Origin of the sequence: Nonomuraea helvata (assembly GCF_039535785.1) — a bacterium.
Classification (GTDB): Bacteria; Actinomycetota; Actinomycetes; order Streptosporangiales; family Streptosporangiaceae; genus Nonomuraea; species Nonomuraea helvata.
In genome coordinates this window covers 1,120,380-1,141,131 of sequence record NZ_BAAAXV010000009.1, presented here as the reverse complement: position 1 = coordinate 1,141,131, position 20,752 = coordinate 1,120,380, and the positions used below count along the sequence as shown (strand labels likewise).

Below are 20,752 nucleotides of genomic sequence, written 5' to 3'. Positions count from 1 at the left end.
CCAGCTTCAGCGCTGTGGCGGTTACGTCAGCCCCGGGCCTGCCAGGTGCACAGGCAGGCCCGGTTGCCTTCGGGGTCGGCGAGCACCCAGAAGCTCGGCGCCCCCGCGTCGCTGACCAGCGTGCCGCCGGCGGCGAGCGCCGCGTCTATGCGTGGCTGGACCTGCGCAGGATCCACCCATATGTCGAGATGCCAGCGCTGGCGGGGTTCCTCGCTGCCGGACGTCTGGAACCACACGGTCGGCAGAACGCCGGCTGGGTCGCGGACCTCGTCGCCGAAGTCGGGGCCTGACAGATACTCCGTCGCCAGCACCGCGGCCCAGAACGGCGGAACCGACTCTCCGGCCGGGGTGTCAAGGGCGAGCTCCAGCCGGGAGACGTTCGAGGACTCCAGCTGCGCCCCGGCCTCGGCGGCGATGGAGGAGACGGCGCGGGCCAGCCGGACATCGCGGTCTGTGACCGCGCGCTCGTCGTGGCTGGTCAATCGGACGTCCACGTGGGTGTAGCGCAGGTCGAGGTCGGGATGATGGTTCATCTCCTCGGCCGCCGCGCCGATGGCGTTGACGACTGAGAGCCCGGTCGCGAAGTCCTTGGTCAGGATGCGGGTCTGCAGGCCGCCGAGCAGGTAGGCCCACCCGTCCAGCCCTTCGTCTGCGATCTGCTGTCCGGTCAGCTTGCTCATGAGGCATCCTTGCATGCCGGGGCCCGACGGCACCTCTGACTAGGACAGGAGGGAGTCGTAGGCGGTCGAGTGCTGTTGCCCGGACATGAAGGACAGGAACTGTCTGACGAAAGCGCTGCGTGAGTAGCTGCCGGCGCTGCCGGTCAGGTCGCGGTGGAACGCCGTGCGGAACAGCCGCTGGTATTCCTGTGCGTCGATCGTCTGGTCGTCGTCGGTGTCGGTGACGTCGAACAGCACGTCGGCGATCTTGACCAGTCCGGAGCCGGGCAGGGAAGCGGCTGAGGCGGCGTATTCCTGTCGGGTGACGCGTCCGTCGCCGTCGGCGTCGAGACTGGTCTGCAGATCGCGCCACCAGGCGGCGTAGGCGTTGTAGAGCCGCTCCTCGTCCTTCTCGTCCAGGTCGAGGCGAGTGGCGAGCTCTCGTGCCATGGCCGCCAGGTCAGGCCAGGCGAGGTGGCCGTCGCCGGTCTGGTCCAGGACCTCGGCGAAGAACCGGTCGGCTGAGCGGGTGGCTTGGCCGGCCTTGTCGGGGGCCGGGGTCATGAGTCTGAGCAGGGCCGCGGCCTGGCCCGCCTTGCGGCGTACGGTCACCCATGGTCCGGCGCCACTGGCGTGGTCGGGGTCCAGCAGGCTCATGATCGAGCTGACGTGCACCCAGCTGTCCGGAAGCAGGCGGGTGGCGAGTCCGGCGGTCAGGTAGGCCCCGTGCATGAGCGCCCGCGCGCCTGGGAGGTCGGGCAGGGCGACGCGCCGGCAGAAGGATTCGGGCAGCGACGCGATGGTGATCGCGGCGGCCACCGGGCCTGCCACGGCTCGGCCCGCGGCCCACACCGCGGGATGGTCGCGCAGCAAGGGCGGCGCGGGCACGTTGGCGAAGAGCCGGTAGAGGATGACCCGTACCGCCTCGGTGCTCTCCAGGTGATGGTCGATCATGTCGTCGTAGTAGGGCCAGAACTCCTGCAACGTCGCGGGGAGCTGGTCGCCGTCGCCCTCGATCAGGGTCAGGAACGCACGGTACTCGGCGTAGAGCTGTTCCAGTGCGCACCTGTCGAGCGACTCCCCGCTCAGCCGATACATCGTCACCGTCGATTCGAACAGGGTCGCCACCACCCAGGCGCGTGCTCCGGCGTCCATCGCGTCGTAGCGGCGGCCTTGCGGGTCGGTGCCCGAGATGCGGGCGTGCAGGCGGTTGAGGCGGGCAGCCTCCCGGTCGCGAACGTGATGGTCCGAGCTGAGGATGCGCTGCGTGCTCACCAACGTGTTGCGCAGACGCCGCCACGGATGGGTCACGAATGTCGAGTTCTCGATCAGCGCCGTGCCGATCTGTGGGTGCGCGGCTTCCAGCACCGTGGCGCGGGTCACCGCGAGGCCCCACCGCGGGTCGTTGACGAGGCGGCGCAGCATCGAGTCCGGCCCGAAGACGTCGACGGTCTGCTCTGCGGTGGTCCGGGTCATCGAGGTTCCTCTCCCGTAGTGGCGATCGACCGGCGGACGTCGCCGAATCGGCGCTGGCGCGACCGGTAGACCTCAAGGCACTCCCAGAGGTGGGTCGCGCGGAAGTCGGGCCAGAGCACCTGTGGGAAGACCCATTCGGCGTAGGCCACCTGCCAGAGCATGAAGTTGGAGATTCGCTGCTCTCCGGAAGTGCGGATGACCAGGTCCACATCCGGAGTGTCGGAGTAGGGGAGGTGCCGGGCGAAGGTGGCCTCGGTGACCTGCTCGGCCGGCACGGCGGCGTGGATGAGCGATCGGGCGGCCTCCACGATGTCGCGGCGTCCCCCGTGATCGAAGGCGACCGTCAGCGTCATCTGCCTGTTGTCGCTGGTCAGCGTCATCAGGTCGGTGATGTCCTGGACCAGGGGAGTCGGGATCCGTGGATCGGACATGCCGAGGAACCTGCACCGGACGCCGCGCGCGTGCAGCGCTGGTGCGTGCTTGCGGATGGTCCGCCGTACGAGCCTCATCAGGATGTCGACCTCGCCCGTCGGCCTGCGCCAGTTTTCGGTGGAGAAGGCGTACAGGCTCAACCACTTGATGCCGGCCGAGCGTGCCGCCTCGATGACGTCGATCACGGCGGCCTCCGCCGCCTCGTGGCCGGCGGTGCGCGGCAGCGATCGCTGCGCGGCCCACCGGCCGTTTCCATCCATCACGCAAGCCACGTGCCTCGGCAACCCGCTGATGATTTCCATAGCTGTATGTGACTGTATCATTACTGAACGTGTTGCGCTCGCCGGGGACCCGTCATCGCCCTCAGGTGATCGCCGGCTCCCGGCTCTCCTGCTGCGCCGGCGCCGGCCGTTCGTGGAACCCGCCGTCCGGGGACCGCATGATGATCCCGGTCTCCACTCCGTGCTCGGCCACGTGGCGATCCGTCTGCTGGAGTGCGAGGCAGATCCACCGGGTGACGACGAAGGCGATGACGGGGCCGATGACCACGGCGAACCTGAAGAAGATCGTCACAGCATTGACGTTCAGGTGGAACTGGTGGGCGATCTGGTCGTTGGCCGCGGCTGCCCACAGCAGGCCGTAGAACGTGACGCCGGCGACGGCGATGGCTGTCTTCACCGGCGTCTCATGCGGCCGATCGAGCAGGTCATGTGCGGGCGTCTCGCGTGCCATGCGTCTCGTGGTCTTCGGCCGGCCCAGTGCGTCGCGGCGGCTGCGTCGCGAGAGGAGGAAGCGCTCGGCCATCGGGTAGGCGGCCAGGGCGGTGAAGAAGACCCCGGGTACCACCAGTGTGGGGACGAGGGCCGCGAGGTTGAGCGTGTGGTCCCCGATGGGGAGCTCCCATCCGGGCATGATCCGCAGGGCGCCGTCGAGGAAGCCCATGTACCAGTCGGGAACCGAGCCCGCCGAGATCTGCGTCGGCTTGGCAGGGCCGTACAGCCAGATAGGGGCGATCTGGAAACCGAACCCGAGAATGATCAGCATGCCGGTCGTTGCGAGCGCCATCGTCGGGCGTGCGCTCCGCTGCGCCGGGAGGGAGGTGATGAACCGGGAGTGGCCGTGCCGCCGCACCAGCAGTTCGCGGGCGATCAGCATCGCGGCCATGACGATCGGGATCAGCAGGTGCGCTCCGTACATGACCGGAATGACCCTGTCGCCGGGAAAGTCCGGGCCGAACAGCAGCGACATCACCCAGGTTCCCACCACGGGGATGGACTGCACGACCGACATGATCAGCCACAGGCTCCCACCCGACAGCATGTCGTCAGGCAGGGCGTTGCCGGTCTCGCCCGCGGCCATGCCCAGCGCCAGCAGCGTCACCCAGATCAGCCACTGTCCGGTGCGCGGGCGGCGGAACGCGCCGGTGAGGAACATGCGCAGCAACTGCAGGACGACGGCCGCCACGAAGACGAGCGCCGCCCAGTGGTGGACCTGGCGGATGAGCAGGCCGCCGCGTACCTCCAGGCTCAGGTGCATGGTCGAGTCGAAGGCTCTGCTGACAAAGAGTCCGCGCAGAGGGCCGTACGAGCCGTCATAGGCCACCTGGGACATGCTGGGGTCGTAGAACACCATCAGCACCGCCCCGGTCGCTGCCAGGACCACGAACGACCAGACGGCGATTTCCGCGAACATGAATGACCAGTGGGAGAACTGAAACGAGCGGCGTCTGGCCGGCAACGAACGCATTTGGGCCCCCTAACCTTGCCTACTCCTATGACGGAATGGGGCCGGGGGCTGTGACAGCGATGAGGGGCCGGTGACGGTGATCCGTGTCACCACCACCGGAACCTTTGGAGCGCGGTCAGCCCTTGACGGCTCGTAGGACGACGAACTTGGGGTTGCTTGCGGCGACCTCGCAATTGCCGAACAGCCGACGGAGCTTCACGTGGTAGCCGAGGTGGCGGTTGGCGACCACCCAGAGCTCGCCGCCGCGGCGTAGTGCCGCGCGCGAACCGTTGAACATGCGCCAGGCCGTCGAGTCGGTCCTCGCGCGGTGCGTGTGGAACGGCGGGTTGGTCAGGATCAGATCCACCGTCCCCGCCGGTACGCCGGACATGCCGTCGGCCGCCACGAACGTCGCGGTGCCGCTCATGTCGGTGTTCGCTCGGACCGTGGCCTCCGCCGAGGCCAGCGCCTGGTAGGACTCGTCGATGAACGACACCTTGGCCTGGCTGTCGGTCAGTGACGCGGCGAGACCGATCACCCCATTGCCGCAGCCCAGATCCACGACATGCGCACGGCCCCGGAGCCGCGGCAGGTTCTGCAGGAAGAACCGGGTGCCGATGTCGAGCCGGTCGGCGCAGAAGGTGCCGGCGTGGTTGACGACGGTGAGCCCTGAGACCGCTCCTATCCCGGTGGGGAGGGTGTACGTTCGCGGCCACGGGCTGGGGCTACGGGGCATCTGGGAGTCAGGTGAGCAGAAGATGAGCCGTGCCTTCTTCACCGCCCGTGACGTCTTGGTCGGCCCGAGAATGCGTTCGAACAGCTGCAGCGTCGAAGTGTGTATCTCGGTGACCATTCCCGCGCCGACGATCACGGTGCCCGCGTGCACGTGCGGCGCGAGACGGTGCAACTGGTCCTCAAGGAGCGAGAGCGCCTTGGGCACCCGGATCAGCAGCACGTCGATCCGGGGTGGTGGCGGATCCATGGTCGTACAGAGCCGCACGGCGTCCTGGGCGATCTCGTTGCGACTCAGGTTCGCTCGGGTCGCCTGCTGGGTGAGGTAGGAGTCGGTGATCTGCACGGGTCGGTGATCGGCGAGTGCGGTGACCAGGGCGCCCCAGCGGTCGCCCAGCACGACCACGGTGCCCGACAGGCCGATCGGTTCGCCGTCGATTCCCTCGAGATGCCGCAGCAGGTACTCATCGGCGGCGTCCCAGGCGCGTAGCGGGTCGCGGGGGTCCTCGGGGAAGCGGGTGAGCCCGAACTCACCTTTCGACGTCGTCAAACCGTTCATCGTGACTCAGGCTAGCGAGTCGCCGCGATGCGTCGGCACATGCGCTGCTGGTGACCAGCTGGCAGCGGCCTTCTGCCGCCGGCACCGAGGCAGAAGGGGTCGTGCGGCGGCCGCCGTTCACCAGGAGCCATGCTCGGGCGAGGAGCTGTCCGGTCAGAGCCAGTAGCGGGGGTGTCATCAGATAGCCGGCCACGCACAGTCCGTACAGGAGATAGACCTGTTGACCGACGGTCAGCTCCGGCGCATCGATGAACGGGACCCAAAGAGCGCTGAACTCAGGCGTGTAGTAGCACAGCGGCGCCTCGAAGACGAAGAAGTTGGTCGGTTCCAGGCAGACCTTGCGGGCGGGGGCGTCGCCGAAGACGGCTCCGTTCAGGCCGACCCATAGGGAAAGGCCGAGTGCCAGGACTGTGATCGTGTTCGTCAGGATCGACGAGTCCCGCCGGTGCAGGCGGACCGCGAGTGCCAGGCATGCGGGCAAGGAGGCGAACAGCAGGTAGCGGGGCCCGTAGAAGGTGGACCCGCTCCACGACCAGTAGGTGGAGTAGAGCAGGACCAAGCCCACCACGAACGCGATCCACATCTTGTAGAGCGCCGTCAGATCCACGCCCGCGCGGCCGGGGAGTCCGGCGATCCTCCGGCGCACGGGCAGGAACAGGCCGGGCGCGAAGAACAGCAGTCCCTTGCCGAACGAGAACAGCAGCGACAGGAGCCCGAAGAAGATCGGATAACTGAGGCCGGGCCGACCGGAGAACGGCATGATCGTTCTAGGGCCTCTGTCGTCTCCGTATCCGGTCTCGAAGGGGTTGCCTCTGCGGATCCAGGCTTCGAGCAGGACGACCGCCACGGCCGCGACGACAGCCAGGCCCACTCGCAGTCGCCGCGTGGCCAAGATGCGTTCGACGGCCAACAGCGCCATGGCGGGCAGGGTGGCGGGGGCGTTGGCGACACCGAGCACGATTGCCGTCCATCCGCGGCGTTTGGCGACCAGACAGACGGTGCCCATGCCGACCATGACCGCGGTGAACACCTCGCCCCAGTAGAAGAGCAGATGATTGGAGAACATCGAGGCGAAGGTCAGCAGCAGGAGGAAGCGGCGTAGCAGGCGGCGCGACACGTGATCGCGGAGCATCCAGTAGAAGACGAACAACCCGATGGCGAAAACCAGCGCGTTGTACTTCTCGCACCACCATTCGGGCGACTGATACACCAGGCCCAACTGCCAGAGCGGGGTGGAGAACAAGGGGCCGATCAGTGAATACTTCTCCTCGCTCAGGTGTTTCTCGCCCAGCAGCCTCCAGAGGTAGATGAAGCGAGATCCGCCGTCGCCCCAGTACAGCCCGTGGGGCAGCAGGAAGGTGATTCCGGCGAGGCCGCCGACGATCATGCCGATCTCGAGCCGGGCGATCGCACGGGATTCAGGCTTCGCCGAATCGACAGAGTCAACTGTGGTGTTCGACATGCCCGGTCCCCCTGTCACCCCCACCAGCCGGGCCGCACAGGATGCGGTCGCTGGTCATGAATCGAGGATGAATGGCCGATGCCAGCCACTTGCGGCGCGTTGCGCAAAGTGTCGGCCAGCGCTTCGCCTGATCGGTAAATCGTGCGTGGGAGCCCGTTGCAGGGGTGTTTGCCCCGGTGCTGGGGGCTATAGAGTCTGGCCAGAGATCAGCGCGACGCCGCACCGAGGAGGGGGATGTCCAGAACGCCGCTGCCCCTGCCGCAGCCGCCTCCGAAGGCGCCGGAGTTCGGGCGGGACACGCTGATCGCCTGCGAGAGCCTGGTACGGATCTACCAGACCGGATCGGTCGAGGTGCAGGCACTGCAAGGGCTGGACCTGGCCGTGGAGAGCGGCGAGATGGTGGCCGTCGTCGGGGCGTCCGGGTCGGGCAAGTCGACGTTGCTGTCCATCCTCGCCGGCGTCGACGCCCCCACCGCCGGGCGGGCACGCGTCGACCGGTGGAACCTGCTGGCGATGTCCCGCGCCGACCGCGTGCACTACCGGCGGCACACCGTCGGATTCGTACGGCAGCAGACGGCCAGCAACCTCGTTCCGTACCTGACCGCACAGCAGATGATCGACCTGCCGATGACGGCGGCCCGTACGCCGGCCCGCACCCGCCGCGCCCGCGCCGCCGAGCTGCTGGAGACCTTGGGCATCGCCGGCTGCGCCGACCGGCGTCCCGCCCAGTTGTCCGGCGGGCAGCAGATGCGGGTCGCCATCGCGGTGGCCCTCGCCAACCAGCCCCGCGTCCTGCTGGCCGACGAGCCGACCGGCGAGCTCGACACTGCCACCTCCGCCGAGGTCTTCACGACGCTGCGGGAGGTCAACCGGCAGCTCGGTGTCACCGTCGTCATCGTGACCCACGACCCTGCGGTCAGCGGCCAGGTCGAGCGGACCGTGGCGATCCGCGACGGGCGTACCAGCAGCGAGGTGCTGCGCCGCACCGCCACCGGCGCCGACGGCGACACCGAGGTGATCGCCGAGGAGTACGCCGTGATGGACCGCGCCGGGCGGGTCCAGATCCCGCGCGACTACCGGGAGGCGCTGGCGCTGACCAGGCGGGTACGGCTGGCGCTGGAGGCGGACCACGTCACGATCCGCCCCGACCTCGGCGAACGCTCATGAGCGCCGCTCCGCTGCTCACCGTACGCGGCGTCCACCGGCGCTTCGGCACCGGACCTGCCGCCGTCCAGGCGCTGCGGGACGTGTCGTTCGACCTCCCCGCCGGCACCATGACCGCTCTCATCGGACGGTCCGGCTCCGGCAAGACCACTCTGCTCAACGTCATCGGCGGTCTGGACCGCCCGGACTCCGGGACCGTCCTCGTCGACGGTACGGACGTCACGGCTCTCGACGAGGACGGCCTGTCGCGATTACGGCGTGAGAAGGTCTCCTACGTTTTCCAGACATTCGGCCTGATCCCGGTGCTCTCGGCCGCGGAGAACGTCGGCGCCCCCTTGCGGCTGGCCCGCGTGCCGTCGGGGGAGCGTGAGCGCCGCGTCGAGCTGCTGCTGGAGCTGGTGGGCCTGGCCGAGCACGCCGAGCAGCGTCCGGGCGAGCTGTCCGGCGGCCAGCAGCAGCGGGTGGCGATCGCCCGGGCCCTGGCCGCCTCGCCCCGGCTGCTGATCGCCGACGAGCCGACCGGGCAGTTGGACGCCGAGACGGGCCTGTCGGTGATGGGGCTGCTGCGCGGTGTGGTGGAGTCCGAGGGTGTGACGGCGCTGGTGTCCACGCACGACCCGACGATGGTCGCGCTGGCGGACCGGGTGATCCGGATCAACGACGGACGGCTCGACGGGCAGGACGTCTCGTGATCGGCGGGAGTCGCTTGCGGGCAGGACGTCTCGTGATCGGCCGGAGTCGCCTGCGGGCAGAAAGTCTCCTGATCGGCCGGAGTCGCCTGTGCTGAGGCTGCTCGCCCGCCGAGCCCGCGCGCAGTGGCCCCTGCTGACAGCCCTCCTGGCGGTCGCCATGGTCGGCCTCACCCTGTTGGGCACCTGCGCCCTGCTCGTCACCCGCACCGCCGAGCAGGCGCTGGAGAGCGCCGCGTCCCGCGCCACCCCCGACCGGGTCGACGTCACCGCCTACACCGTCACCGTCCGCGCCCAGGACGCGCGATCCGTCGCCGACGACACCCGCCGCGTGCTGACCTCGGCGCTCGCTCCGTTCGCCACGACGACGACCGCACGCGCGTCGTCCGTGCTGCGATCGCTGCCGGCGACGCCCGGCGGTGGACGCGATGGCGGGCTCGATGGCGGGCTCGATGGCGGGCCTGGCGGTGGACGCGATGGCAGGCCTGGCGGCGGGGATGGCGGTGGGTCGCCGCGCCCCGGTGCCCAGCCCGCCGGTGGAGGCGGTGTCCCCGCTGAGACCTACCTGTCGGGTGTGGAGGATCTGCCGGCCCGAGCCCAGCTGACCACCGGGCGCTGGCCGCGGGCCGCCGCCGACGCCGGGCACCCCGCCGGGCCGCGGGCCGACGCCGCGCAGCCCGCCGGGCCGCTGGAGGCCGTCGTGCTCGAGTCCACCGCGCGACAGCTCGGCCTCGCCCCCGGCGCCCGCGTCCGTCTCGGTGCGGAGCTGTTCGGCGACCCCGGCCCGGCGGTGGACGTGACCGTGGTCGGCGTCGTACGCCCGCTGCCGGGCACCGGCTGGGATCGCGACCTCCTCGCCGGCGCCGGCTACGACCTGGCCTACCACGACGGCCGCTCCGTGCAGCCGGTCCACGCCTACGGGCCGTTCATCGTCGATCTCGGTGACCTGCTCGCCGGCGGCTTCACCGTCGACCGGCTGGAGATCACCGCCCATCCCGACCTGTCCGCTCCCGATCGCCGCGACCTCGACACCGTCGCCGAGGCCGTGCTCGGCGCCGACCGCCGGCTGGCGCGTACCCTCGGCAACCGGGTACGGATCGAACGCGTCGCCACCCTGCTGCCCTCGACGCTGCTGGCCGCCCACGACGAGCAGGAGGTCACCGCGGCGGCCGTGCTCGCCGTCGCCGTCCTCGGCATCGTCCTGACCGCGACCGCACTCGCCCTCGCCGGACGGCTGACCGCCGGCGTCCGCGCCGACGAGACCGCCCTGCTGTCCGCGCTGGGTGTCAGCCGCGGTCAGCTCGTCGCCGCCGCCACCGTCGAGGCCGGTGCACTCGCGCTCCTCGCCGCCGCGCTCGCGATACCCGCCTCCTCCGCCCTGCATGCCGGCCTGACCCACCTGCCGCCGATGGCAGGGGCCGGGCTCTCCGTCCAGCCGGGGGTGACCGGCGTCCAGGTGCTCGCCGTCGCCGGCACCGCGCTGGTGCTCGCGGCGGTGCTGGTCGCCCTCTCGGTGCGGTCCGCCCCCGCCGTCAGCGACCGTCGCCACCGGCGCGAACTGCTGGCCCGCTCCGGTGCCGACCTGCTGCTCGTGGTGTTCGCCGCCGTCGGCTGGTGGCAGCTGCGCGACCAGCCCACCGGCTCCGGCTCACCGGCCGACGCCGTACGGGTGCTCGCTCCCGCGCTGCTGCTCACCGCCGGTTCCGCGCTGGCGCTGCGCCCGGTGTGGCCCGCGCTGCGCGGCGCCGACCGGCTGGCGCGCCGTGCCCGCGGGCTGCTGCTCCCGCTGGCGGCGTTCGAGGCCGCCCGCCGGCCGCAGGCGGTCGCCGCGGGGCTGCTCATCGGCCTGGCCTGTGCGGCGGCCACGTTCGGGACCGGCTTCGACGCCACGTGGCAGCGCTCCCAGCACGACCAGGCCGATCTGTCCGTCGGCACCGATCTCGCCCTCACCCTCGCCACCCCGCCGGACGCCGGGCAGGGCGTGGCCGTCGGCGCGGCCACCGGAGGAGCGGTGAGTCCGGCCACCGACCGGGGCATCGCGGTCGGGCAGTGGCTCGGCCGCGCCGGCGACGCACCGCGGCTGGTCGCCGTCGACACCGCCCGCGCCGAGGCGCTGCTGCGCGGCCGGCTGGACGATGGCCACAGCTGGAAGGACGTAGGGGCGGCCCTCGCGCCGCCGGCCCGCGCCACCGGGCTCCCCGTCCCGGCCGGCGCCGCGCTCACCCTGACCGGGACGGCGAGCGGTGCGACCCCGCTCACCGTGACACCCCGGCTGCTGGTGCAGGACGCCACGGGCCTGCGGACGCCCTGCACCGGTGCGCCGGTCCCGCTCGACGGCAAGGCGCACCCGCTGCCGGCCTGCGCGACGGCCGAAGGACTGCGGCTTGTCGCGGTGTCCCTTCCGTTCGCGGTCGACGTGACCGCACCGGGGAACGTCGGCATCGGCTACTCCGACGCCTCGGCGGAACTCCCGGCCGGCGCCGACCGCGTCGCCGTCACGCTCACGGTGCCCGGGGCTCCCGGCCCCGCCGGCGCGGCGCCCGGGTCGTCCTGGACCGCCACCTCCGCGGGGCCCGCTCCCGGGCAGCTCGGCTCTCCGGCGGTCGCCCTCGCCCGCAACGCTGCCGGCATCCAGGTGAGGATGACGACGACCGTCGAGTTCAAGGGTCCACCGGACGCCGCCAGAACCCTGGTCGCCACCGCCTTCCCGGCTCCAGGACCGGTACCCGTCGCCGTCTCCACCCGCTTCGCCGCCGAGGCCGGTGCCCGTCTCGGCGCCCGGCTCGACCTCACCGTCGGCCTCACCGCCGTCCCGGTCAGAGTGACCGAGGTGCTGCCCACCGTCCCGTCCGCCCCTGGTGCGGCGGCCATCCTGGCCGACCTGGACGCCCTCTCCCGCGCGCTCGTCGTCAGCGGCAACCTCGACTTCCCCGTGGACGCCTGGTGGGTCGGTCACCCCACCCGGGCGGACGCCGCCGTCCGGGCCACCGATCTCCACCTCGGCAGCGTCACCACCCGCGCGTCCGAGGCGGCCCGCCTCACCGGCGGACCCCTGCGCGCCGGCCTGCCGGCCGCGCTGCGGCTGCTCGTCCCGGCCGCGGCCCTGCTGCTGTTCGCCGGTGTCGTGCTGCACGTGACCTTCGACCTCCGGAGTCGCGCGCTCGAGGTGGCGCGGCTGCGGGGTCTGGGGATGACCCGGCGCGAGGTCCGTGCCGTGCTGCTCGGCCAGCACGTCGGCATCCTGCTGCCCCTGCTCGCGGCGGGCGCGGCCGTCGGCGCGCTCGCCACCCGCGTCGTCGCGCCCCTGCTCGTACGCTCCGACACCGGCGCCGCGCCGGTACCTGCGGCCCTGCCCGTCTGGCCGTGGGCCGCCGAGTCCGCCCTGCTCGCCGGGCTGCTGGCCGGATGCACGCTCGCGGTGACCGCCGTCGTCATCGTGCAGGCCCGCCGCGTCGACGCCACGCAACTGCGGGTGGCGTCATGAGGGGGCGCACCGCCCTGCGGGCTCCCCGCCGCGTCGACGTCACGTGGCTGCGGGTGGCGTCGTGAGGTGGCTCCGGGCGCTCGGTCGCTGGTGGCCGCCCGCCCTGCACTGGCCCAGCGTCCGCGGGCGCGCCGTCGCCGACGCCGGGCCCCTGCTCCTGGCCGCCGCCGTCGTGGCGGTCGTCACCCTGCTCGCCGGCGCCGTCCCGCCGCTGCTGCGCGCGACCGCCGACGACTCCGTCCGAGAGGCGGTACGCCACGCAGGCGGCGACGGCGACGTCCTGGTCCACGCCCGCATAGAGCTCGACGACGGACCCAACGGCGGACGTGTACGCGCTCCCCGCCTTGCCGAGGACGTCGACGACCTGCGCGACAGGGCCACGGACGAGCTGGGCCCCGGCCTGCGCGCCGCGCTCCGTCCACCCGTCGCTGCGGTCACCAGCCCCGTACTCAAGATCACCGACGGCAGCGTGCTGCGCACCTTCCAGCTCGCCTATCTGGCGAAGGACGCCGGCGGTGGGCCGCAGGTGACCTGGACCGAGGGCGGACCGCCCCGGCCCACCGTTTCGGCGGCGGACAGCCACGTCGAGGTCCCCTACGGCGGGCCGCCCTGGCTGGTGCAGGTCGGTCTGTCGGAGGCGGACGCCGCCGCTCTCCACGTGCGCCCCGGCGCGCGCATCCCGCTGGCGGACGACCGGGGAAACGTGCGAAAGGTCCAGGTCAGCGGCATCTTCCGGGCGACGGACAGCGCCGATCCCGCCTGGCGGCTCGCCCCCTCGCTGCTGCGTCCCGTCTCAGGAGCGGACGGCGTGGGCACGACCCGACTCGGTGGCCTGCTGTCACCCGACTCCCTGCCGGACGCCCGCCTCGCCTTCGATCGGGACGAACTTCAGCGCACCGTCTGGTTCAGCCCCGACCCGGGCGTGCTCACCTGGGACTCCGCCGAGGCGATCTCCGGCAAGGTGGTGGTGCTCAAGGCAGCCTCCGGCTCCTCCGGCGCCCGCGACGGCTCGCTGAAGTGGGAGACGCAGCTCGACGGCGTACTGCGGAACGTACGAGGCCAGGTCGGAGCCGCTTTCGCGCAGGCGTCGGTGCTGCTCGCCGGCGTGCTGGCCGCCGCGGTCCTGGTCCTGCTCCTCGCCGCCGACCTGCTGGTACGCCGCCGCGCCCCGGCGCTGGCCGCCGCCCGGCAACGGGGGGCGTCCCTGCCTGACCTCGGTGCCGAGTTGCTGCTCGAGTCCGCCGTGGTCGCGCTGGTGGCCGCCGCGGCCGGGCTCGCGCTCGCCCGTACGGTGGCCCCGGGCGCGTCCTGGGGGTGGGCGGTGCCCGTGGTCCTCGCCGCTGCCGCCGCCGGCCCGGCATTCGGTACGCTCGCCGCCGCCCGTGCCACCCGTGACCGGCGTGTCCCGGCGAACCGGTCCGCCCGCCGCTGGGCCAGGCACACCGTCCAGCTGCGCCGCGCCGCCCTTGAGGCCGCCGTCGTCATCGCCGCGGTCGCCGCCTTCGTCGCGCTGCACCAGCGCGGGATACTCCCGGCCGACTCCTCCGGTGATGCGGCAGGGACGGGACTCGGGCTGGACGGTGGCGGTGCGCTGCCCGCGAGCGCGCCCGCCCTCGGGGTTCTCGCCGGCACGCTTCTCCTGCTGCGGCTGCTGCCCGCGGGCACGGGCCTCGCACTCAAGCAGGCACTGCGTTCGCGCCGCCCGCTGGCGGTCTTCGGCGCAGCGAGGGCTGCCGCGACGTCCGCGCGCGTGCTGCCGCTGCTGGTCATGGTGACCTCCGCCGCGCTGGCGTCGTTCGCGTTCACCCTCGACGCCACCGCCGGCCAGGGCCTGGCGGACGGCGCGTGGCGTACCGTCGGCGCCGATGCCCGCCTCGACGTCATCCCCGCCGCCACGGCCTCCACGCCCGAGCTCGCCCGGCGCATCGCCGCCGCGCCGGGAGTCCGGCAGGCCGTCGCCGGGCAGGTGACCGACAGCGCGCGCGTCGTCGCCGACTCGCTGATCGTCGCCCCACGCCTGGTGATCGTGGACGTCTCCGCGTTCCGGCGGCTGCTGGGCTCCACTCCGCTGCCGGACGCGCCGGATCTCGCCCGGCTCGGGGCGACCGGCCACGGCAACGTCCCTGCGCTGGTGCGTTCGAGCGACGGCGGCCTGCGGCCGGGCATGCGGCTGCAACTGCTCCGGGACGGTGGCGCGCCGTCCATCCGGCTCACCGCCGTCGGTACGGCGCCCGCCGTCGGCGACGGCGACGTCGTCGTCCTCGTGGACGCCGCGGCCCTCGCCGCCGCGGGCATGCCTTCCGCCCCGAACACGATATGGGCGACCGGCCCCGGAGCGGCGCGGGCGGCCACCGCGAGCGGCGCGAGCTCCGACGCGGCGCATGCCGTGCTGCGCGAGGACGTCCTGCGTGCCCGCCGCGCGGCGCCGCTGACCTCAGGGCTGCTCTGGCTGGCGTGGGCCTCGGCCGCGACCCTGCTGGCCCTGGGACTGCTGGGCCTCGCTCTCGGCTCGGCGGCGAGCGCACCGGAACGGTGGCAGACCCTGACCCGGCTGCGCACCCTCGGCCTGCGGCCCCGGGACGCCCGTTGGGTCGCCGCGGGGGAGTTGCTGCCGCCGGTGATGGTCGCCGCCGTGGCCGGCCCGCTGCTCGGGGTGGCGCTCGCCCGCCTGATGCTCGACTCGCTCGCGCTGCGGCTGCTCACCGGGCAGGCCGGCGACCCGGCCCTGGTGCTGCCGTGGTGGCGGCTCGGCCTGGTGACCGTCGCCTTGCTGGCGGCGGTCGCCGTCGTGGTGCCCATCGAGTCGGCGCTGCGGCGCGGCCGGCGGCTGAGCGAGGTGCTCCGTGTGGGCGACGGATAGGATCCGTGATCAATTTGTCGTGTTTACTTGGCTGTCATCCGCATCTTTCATTATGAGAGTCGCGTCCAACCAGCCTGCAGCGGCAGGTGGACAGCGAGCGGCGGAGCAGCGGAGGTATGCATGGACGTACGCCTGGACCATCTCGTCTGCTGGGTCTCGGACCAGCTCGGCTCTTTGCGCTTCTACGAGCAGGTGATCGGTCTGCCCGGGGTGCGGGCCGAGGAGTTTCGCGAAGGTGAGGCAGCCTTCCCGAGCGTGCGGGTCTCGCCCGAAACCATCCTCGACCTGATGACGTACGACGCCTCCAGGGGCGTGGAAGAGGGCACCGGGGTCAAGGGGAGCGCCGGGCATCCGGTCAACCATCTCTGCCTGGCCGTCGGCAAGGAGGACTTCGACGCGCTCAAGGTCAGGCTGAAGCAGCACGGGGTCGAGATCTCCGGCTCCGGGACCAACTCGTTCGGCGCGCAGGGCATCGCGCCGGAGACGATCTACTTCCCCGATCCCGACGGCAACGTCCTGGAGGTTCGCTACTACGAGTGACGGCGAAGGCGGGCCCGCGCGGCGCGGCGCACCAGCGGGCCCATGTCGTCCAGCGCCGTCGCCAGCGTGGCCAGGCTCTCGAGGGCGTCGAACGCCTGGTTCGCCCCTTGCGGGTCCACGCCCTCGTAGAGCTCCAGGCCGACGAACGCGGCGGCCGTGGCCTTGGCCAGCCCGGCCACGTCCACGAACTCGGCCAGCGGTGACTTCGCCAGCACCCTGGCCAGCGCCTGCTCGACCTCCTGGATCCACAGGTTGAGGCCGGTGGCGGTGGCCGGGGCGAGCTTCGGGTCGGTCTGGCTGCCCGCGAGGAGCTGGGCGAGCGCCGCCACGCTCCCTTCCGCCCGTTCCTCGGCGTGCAGGGAGCGGCCGAGGTCGAGGAGCTCGCGGACGGTGGCCACGGCGGCGAAGCGGGCGCGGTAGAGAGCGATGCGCTGGTGCGCGGCGTGCTCGCAGGCGGCGGCCAGGAGCTGGTCGACGCTGCCGAAGTGGTAGAAGACCAGAGCCTGGTTCACCCCCGCCTCGGTCGCGATCGTACGGGCGGAGACGCCCGCTATGCCGTTCTTGCGCAGCGTCGCGAGCGCGGCTTCGAGCAGCTTGGTACGTGTGTCGGCCACCAGGTTTCCTTACGCGTCAGCAGCGGGCGTCCTCTCGCCTCGGCCTCACGCTAGCGGGAACGCCGTGCTCCGCGACGTCCACGTACTCGACGGTAAAGCTGCCCCAGTAACCGAAGATCCGGCCCAGCCACGGGTTGGACACGGTCACCGCGATCCTGAACCGCTCCGTCTCCTCGTCGAAGTGCTCGCTGACCACCGCCGTGCCCGTGGCGGCCGGCGGGATGGTGAGGGCGAGCGGGCCTTCGAGGAAACGCTGGCGGCCGGAGCGGATGACCAGCCCGCCCCGATCGTCGACGGAGAGGCCGAGCGGGGTGGCGAGGTGCTGGTGGGTGCCTAAATAGTCGACGATCCGGGCACTGGCGTCGTCGTAGATCATGGTGGCGTCGAAGCGGCCGCGGGGGAACGTGCGGACGAACGTGACGGTCTCGCGGCCGTACGAGTCCAGATACGGGTAATTCTCAATCTGGAAGGGGATGTCCGGTCCGACATCCGGGACGAGGACGTTCCTGCGGCTGCCGAGGGCCAGGAAGGGACGGATGTGGCGGCCGGCGTTCCACACGCGGGTCATGACGCCCCTGCCTACGCAGGCTTCGCCGCTGTCGAGCCCGACGCTGAACCGGCGCTGGAGCTGGGGGTGGAGGCGGGCGAACTCGCGGCCGAGCGCGCGCTGGAAGATCGAGGACATGGTGCTCCCATCGGTCGTCTGTCTCGTTCGGGTGGGCGGTGCAGGCAGCGGCGGGCCGCCGGGGTGCCCGGCAGCGGAGGCAGCGCCAGGGCGGCGGCGAGTACGGCGGTCGCGGGCAGGGGCGGCAGAAGAGCGGCCGCGAGAAGCGCCGAGGCCGCTCTCGCGCCGGCCTCGGCCAGGGCCTGGCGCAGCGAACGCTCCGGCGTCCTGCCGGTCTCCAGCCACAGGCGCAACCGGTCGAACGACCACGCGGTGGCCCACCACATCGCCCAGCCGGGCAGGACGCGCGGGCGGTAGTCGTACGAGGTGAGGAACCGGACGCCGTCCGCCACCGGCAGGTAGCGCCAGTAGCCGGACCCCGCGCGGATGGGTGAGAGCGGGTGGCGCGAGCCGAACCGCAGCGCGGACGTCCGGCCTCCCCCGGGCCCGTGCCGGTTGCCCGTGCTGACCCCCACACCGCTGATGCCCAGCGTGGCGTAGCGGAACGCCTGCCTGCCGTCACGTGGGGTGAGGTACTCGATCCGGCCGAACCGCAGGTCCCAGCGCTGGTGCCGGGACGGGTCCTGGGTGGCCTGCCATACGTCCTCCAGGTCCGCCCTGATCCGGGTCTCGATGTAGAGCTGCCGTCGGCGCATCCGCGTCCCGCCCCTCGGTCTTGAGCGACTGCTCAAATATAAGCAGATTTGAGCGACTGCTCAACTGGTGGCCGGGAAGTGTCGGTCGGCTCTGGTACACAGGCGGGCATGGGCGTGAGCGTGGATGAGTTCCTCGAGATGCTGGATCGGCTGCCCGAGGTCAAGGTGGGCCATGGGGGCGAGTGGGTCGGCCTCAAGGTGCGCGGCAAGGGCTTCGGCTACCTGTGGGAGGCCACCGAGACCGTCGGGCTCAAGGCCACGCTCCAGGAGCAGATCGCACTGGTGGCCGAGCGGCCCGAGGTGTTCGAGGTGCAGTTCACGGCCGGGCAGTTCGGCTGGGTGGTGGTGCACCTCGACAGGATCGACCCCGAGGAGCTGTTCGAGTTGGTGGCCGAGGCGTGGTGCCTGACCGCCCCCAAGCGGCTGGTGGCCGAGTTCGAGGCGGCCCATCAGATCGGCCCGCAGGCCTTATAGCCGCATGTCAGGGTAATCTCCGACAATGTGGACGTTCGGTTGCGGGAGTGGCGCGAGGACGATGCGCCGGCAGTGCTGCGGGCCTTTCAGGCGCCGGATCTCCGCGCGCAGGCGCCCTTCCCCGTGATCACCCTTCAGGACGCCATGGGGTGGATCGCCGGGTGGGCCGGTGTCGGACACGCGTTCGCCGTCACGGTCGACGGGTCGGTCGCCGGGAACGTCGCGGTGTCCCGGATCGACGATCACGACAACGGCTGGGTGTCCTACTGGGTCGTGCCCGAGGTCAGAGGGCGGGGCATCGCCGTGGCTGCCACCAAGGAGCTGGTGCGGTGGGCGTTCGGCGAGCGCGGGCTCTACCGGCTGGAGCTCGGGCACCATACGAACAATCCGGCGTCGTGCCGGGTGGCCACGAAGGCGGGGTTCCGGCCGGAGGGCATCGAGCGCGGGAAGCTCCGTCACGAGGGCCTCCGGTACGACGTCGAACGGCATGCCCGCCTGGCCACGGACCCCGTCACGCACAGCTGACCCGGATGTGCGGTAGGTGGCCACCTGCCCATCCGGTGATCTACCCTTTTTCGGTGGACAGCGAGAGCCTGGCCGCGGCCGGCCTCCTCGAGACCCTGAGCAGGGCGTCGGAGATGCTCGCCGGGTTACATCATCCCTTCGTCAGAGCCGAGACCTTCTCCTATTTCCTCCCGCCCGCCGGCGCCCGCGTCGGCGCCGACCTCACGCTGCCCGACGGCCGCGTCGTCCGCTTCGAGGTCTCCATCAGCGCCTCCGGCGGCGCCTTCCACGTCGAGGGAGCGATCACCGCGGAGGCCGAGCACCTGCTCGAACTGCCGCGCAAGAGCGTCCCCGGCATCCATGACGGCCTGGCCGTGCTCGACGACTATGCGGCGGAGGTGACTGCCCCGGCCGGACGGCTGATCGACCAGCTGCTGGACGAAATTGTCTAATTGTCAGACAATGAGGGCCATGAGAAATGGACCCCTCGCAGTCGTCGCTGCCTCCGTGCTCTGGGGCACGGCCGGGACGGCGGGGCTGCTCGTCTCCGCCGACTCCGTCGCCCTGGCCGCCGCGCGGCTGGTCATCGGGGGTGCGGCGCTCGTTCTGCTGGCCGGCAAGGGCGTCACGAAGGCGATCAGACCGGGCGTCCTGCTGGCCGCCGTCGCGGTGGCCGCCTACCAGCTCTGCTTCTTCGCGGCCGTCAGCCGCACGGGGGTCGCCATCGGGACCGTGGTGGCGATCGGCAGCGGTCCCGTCTTCACGGGCCTGCTCTCCTGGGTGCTCCACGGCCGCCGGCCCAGCGGGCGCTGGAGCGCGGCGACCGCGGCGGCGATCTGCGGATGCGCGGCGCTGATCGTCGGAGGGGGCGCCGAGTCGGGTGGGCAGATGGTCTCCGGCCTGCTGTTCGCGCTGCTCGGCGGCGTGCTCTACGCCTTCTACGCGGTGATGGCGGCGCACGCGATCGGCCAGGGCGCCGGTTCCGGCGCGGTGATGGGGGTGATGTTCGGCGGGGCGGCCCTGATCATGCTGCCCGTGCTGCTGGTGAGCGGGGTCGGCTGGCTGGGGGAGCCGCGCGGGCTGCTCGCCGTGCTCTACCTGGGACTCGGCACGACCGCTCTGTCCTACTTCCTGTACGGGCGCGGCCTGCGGACCACTCCGGTCGCCACGGCCGCCACGCTGGCGCTCGCCGAGCCGGCCGTCGCGGCGCTGCTCGGCCTGGTGGTGCTCGGAGAGCGGCTGGCCCCGGTCTCGATCGCGGGGCTGGTCCTGCTGGCGCTCAGCCTCGTGGCGGTCGCCGTACCCGAGAAGGCGGCAGGGCAGACCGTACCGGAAAGGGAGCTAGAGTCGCTGCCGTGACGTTGCCGCTCAGACCCGTCTCCACCGTCGGCGCGCTCGCCGAGGCGCTGCGCAGCAGGGTGCTCTCCGGTGAGATCCCGCCCGGCACCTCGCTGCCCGAGCAGGAGATCGCCGCGTCGTACGGCGTCGCCAGGCCGACCGTGCGGGAGGCGCTGGCGAGCCTCGTCCACGAAGGGCTGCTCAGGCGCGAGCGCAACCGCAGCGCCTATGTCCCCGAGGTGACGCTTTCGGACCTCGACGATCTCATGTACGTACGCCGCCCGCTCGAAGACCTGATGGCGCGGGCCGTGGCCGGACGACGGGTGCCGGAGGCCGATTCGGCCCTGCACCGGATGGCCGCGCTGCCCGCCGACGCGCCGTGGTCGGAGAGCGTGGCCGAGCACATGGCCCTGCACCAGGCGCTGATCGAGGCCGTGGGGAGCCCGCGGCTGGAGCGCCTCTACGGCGTCCTCGCGGCCGAGACACGGCTCGGGCTGGTGCGGTTGCGTGCGGTCTACACCGACAGGGACGTGCTGGTACGCGAGCACCGCGAGCTGCTCGACGCGATCGCCGGCGGGCCGGAGGACGCGGCCAGGGCGGCGGCGGCGGCGCACCTCAGCCACTCCTGGGGCGGTGCCTGAAAGGCGGGAGCGCGCTCCAAGCGCACCATTGTGCGCGAACCCTTGCGGGACGGCCCCGGAACTCGCAAGAATCGCGCCC

The 20,752-nt window shown here is 72.0% G+C and carries 19 protein-coding genes; 10 read left to right on the top strand and 9 right to left on the bottom strand.

Going from position 1 to position 20,752, the window contains the following annotated elements:
• Positions 1–26: 26 nt before the first annotated feature.
• From ABD830_RS38145 to ABD830_RS38120, 6 genes are all read right to left on the bottom strand, one after another.
• Positions 27–680 carry a 4a-hydroxytetrahydrobiopterin dehydratase gene (locus ABD830_RS38145; protein ID WP_344998503.1) on the bottom strand — a complete coding sequence of 218 codons (654 nt, stop codon included), beginning with the start codon at positions 678–680 and terminating at the stop codon, positions 27–29.
• A 39-nt stretch (positions 681–719) separates the two neighbouring features.
• A complete protein-coding gene (locus tag ABD830_RS38140; RefSeq protein WP_344998501.1) occupies positions 720–2,135 on the bottom strand; it encodes an oxygenase MpaB family protein in 1,416 nt (471 codons plus the stop codon).
• The gene (gene uppS / locus ABD830_RS38135) at positions 2,132–2,869 is read right to left on the bottom strand and encodes a polyprenyl diphosphate synthase (RefSeq protein ID WP_344998499.1); all 738 of its coding nucleotides are present in this window, start codon (positions 2,867–2,869) and stop codon (positions 2,132–2,134) included. Before uppS ends, ABD830_RS38140 begins: the two co-directional genes overlap by 4 nt.
• A 61-nt stretch (positions 2,870–2,930) precedes the next feature.
• Positions 2,931–4,259, bottom strand: coding sequence for a cytochrome b (locus ABD830_RS38130; RefSeq protein ID WP_344998497.1), 1,329 nt, complete (start codon positions 4,257–4,259; stop codon positions 2,931–2,933).
• 169 nt (positions 4,260–4,428) lie between these two features.
• Positions 4,429–5,583 carry a methyltransferase gene (locus ABD830_RS38125; protein ID WP_344998494.1) on the bottom strand — a complete coding sequence of 385 codons (1,155 nt, stop codon included), beginning with the start codon at positions 5,581–5,583 and terminating at the stop codon, positions 4,429–4,431.
• The gene (locus ABD830_RS38120; protein WP_344998492.1) at positions 5,555–7,045 is read right to left on the bottom strand and encodes a hypothetical protein; all 1,491 of its coding nucleotides are present in this window, start codon (positions 7,043–7,045) and stop codon (positions 5,555–5,557) included. The genes ABD830_RS38125 and ABD830_RS38120 overlap by 29 nt, the downstream gene beginning before the upstream one ends.
• 234 nt (positions 7,046–7,279) lie before the next feature.
• Between ABD830_RS38120 and ABD830_RS38115 the strand changes: the two genes are divergently transcribed.
• The 5 genes from ABD830_RS38115 (at position 7,280) to ABD830_RS38095 (ending at position 15,782) form a co-directional block, all read left to right on the top strand.
• Positions 7,280–8,212 (top strand): ABC transporter ATP-binding protein, encoded by a 933-nt coding sequence (locus ABD830_RS38115; protein ID WP_344998490.1) that lies wholly within the window; start codon positions 7,280–7,282, stop codon positions 8,210–8,212.
• Positions 8,209–8,901, top strand: a complete 693-nt coding sequence (locus ABD830_RS38110) for an ABC transporter ATP-binding protein (protein WP_344998488.1) — start codon at positions 8,209–8,211, stop codon at positions 8,899–8,901. Before ABD830_RS38115 ends, ABD830_RS38110 begins: the two co-directional genes overlap by 4 nt.
• 88 nt (positions 8,902–8,989) lie before the next feature.
• A complete protein-coding gene (locus ABD830_RS38105) occupies positions 8,990–12,382 on the top strand; it encodes an FtsX-like permease family protein (protein ID WP_344998486.1) in 3,393 nt (1,130 codons plus the stop codon).
• Between the two features lie 61 nt (positions 12,383–12,443).
• Complete coding sequence (locus ABD830_RS38100; protein ID WP_344998484.1) at positions 12,444–15,242, top strand: FtsX-like permease family protein; 2,799 nt, start codon at positions 12,444–12,446, stop codon at positions 15,240–15,242.
• Between the two features lie 120 nt (positions 15,243–15,362).
• Positions 15,363–15,782 (top strand): VOC family protein, encoded by a 420-nt coding sequence (locus ABD830_RS38095; RefSeq protein WP_344998482.1) that lies wholly within the window; start codon positions 15,363–15,365, stop codon positions 15,780–15,782.
• Here the strand turns inward: ABD830_RS38095 and ABD830_RS38090 are convergent.
• From ABD830_RS38090 to ABD830_RS38080, 3 genes are read right to left on the bottom strand one after another with little or no spacing between them, the layout of a single operon-like run.
• Positions 15,773–16,396 carry a TetR/AcrR family transcriptional regulator gene (locus tag ABD830_RS38090; protein ID WP_344998480.1) on the bottom strand — a complete coding sequence of 208 codons (624 nt, stop codon included), beginning with the start codon at positions 16,394–16,396 and terminating at the stop codon, positions 15,773–15,775. The genes ABD830_RS38095 and ABD830_RS38090 overlap by 10 nt on opposite strands.
• A 16-nt stretch (positions 16,397–16,412) precedes the next feature.
• Entirely contained in the window at positions 16,413–17,081 is a 669-nt protein-coding gene (locus ABD830_RS38085; RefSeq protein WP_344998478.1) for a DUF4166 domain-containing protein, read from the bottom strand.
• Positions 16,976–17,716, bottom strand: coding sequence for an SRPBCC family protein (locus tag ABD830_RS38080; RefSeq protein WP_344998476.1), 741 nt, complete (start codon positions 17,714–17,716; stop codon positions 16,976–16,978). Before ABD830_RS38080 ends, ABD830_RS38085 begins: the two co-directional genes overlap by 106 nt.
• A 138-nt stretch (positions 17,717–17,854) precedes the next feature.
• Between ABD830_RS38080 and ABD830_RS38075 the strand changes: the two genes are divergently transcribed.
• The 5 genes from ABD830_RS38075 to ABD830_RS38055 are packed head-to-tail and all read left to right on the top strand — an operon-like array spanning position 17,855 to position 20,673.
• Entirely contained in the window at positions 17,855–18,190 is a 336-nt protein-coding gene (locus ABD830_RS38075) for an MmcQ/YjbR family DNA-binding protein (protein WP_378521003.1), read from the top strand.
• A 27-nt stretch (positions 18,191–18,217) separates the two neighbouring features.
• Positions 18,218–18,715 (top strand): GNAT family N-acetyltransferase, encoded by a 498-nt coding sequence (locus tag ABD830_RS38070; RefSeq protein WP_344998472.1) that lies wholly within the window; start codon positions 18,218–18,220, stop codon positions 18,713–18,715.
• A 53-nt stretch (positions 18,716–18,768) separates the two neighbouring features.
• On the top strand, positions 18,769–19,146 hold the full coding sequence (locus ABD830_RS38065; protein WP_344998470.1) for a hypothetical protein: 378 nt from the start codon (positions 18,769–18,771) through the stop codon (positions 19,144–19,146).
• Positions 19,147–19,165: 19 nt separating this feature from the next.
• Positions 19,166–20,053 carry a DMT family transporter gene (locus ABD830_RS38060; RefSeq protein WP_344998468.1) on the top strand — a complete coding sequence of 296 codons (888 nt, stop codon included), beginning with the start codon at positions 19,166–19,168 and terminating at the stop codon, positions 20,051–20,053.
• Positions 20,050–20,673 (top strand): GntR family transcriptional regulator, encoded by a 624-nt coding sequence (locus ABD830_RS38055; protein WP_344998466.1) that lies wholly within the window; start codon positions 20,050–20,052, stop codon positions 20,671–20,673. The genes ABD830_RS38060 and ABD830_RS38055 overlap by 4 nt, the downstream gene beginning before the upstream one ends.
• The last annotated feature ends 79 nt before the right edge of the window (positions 20,674–20,752 follow it).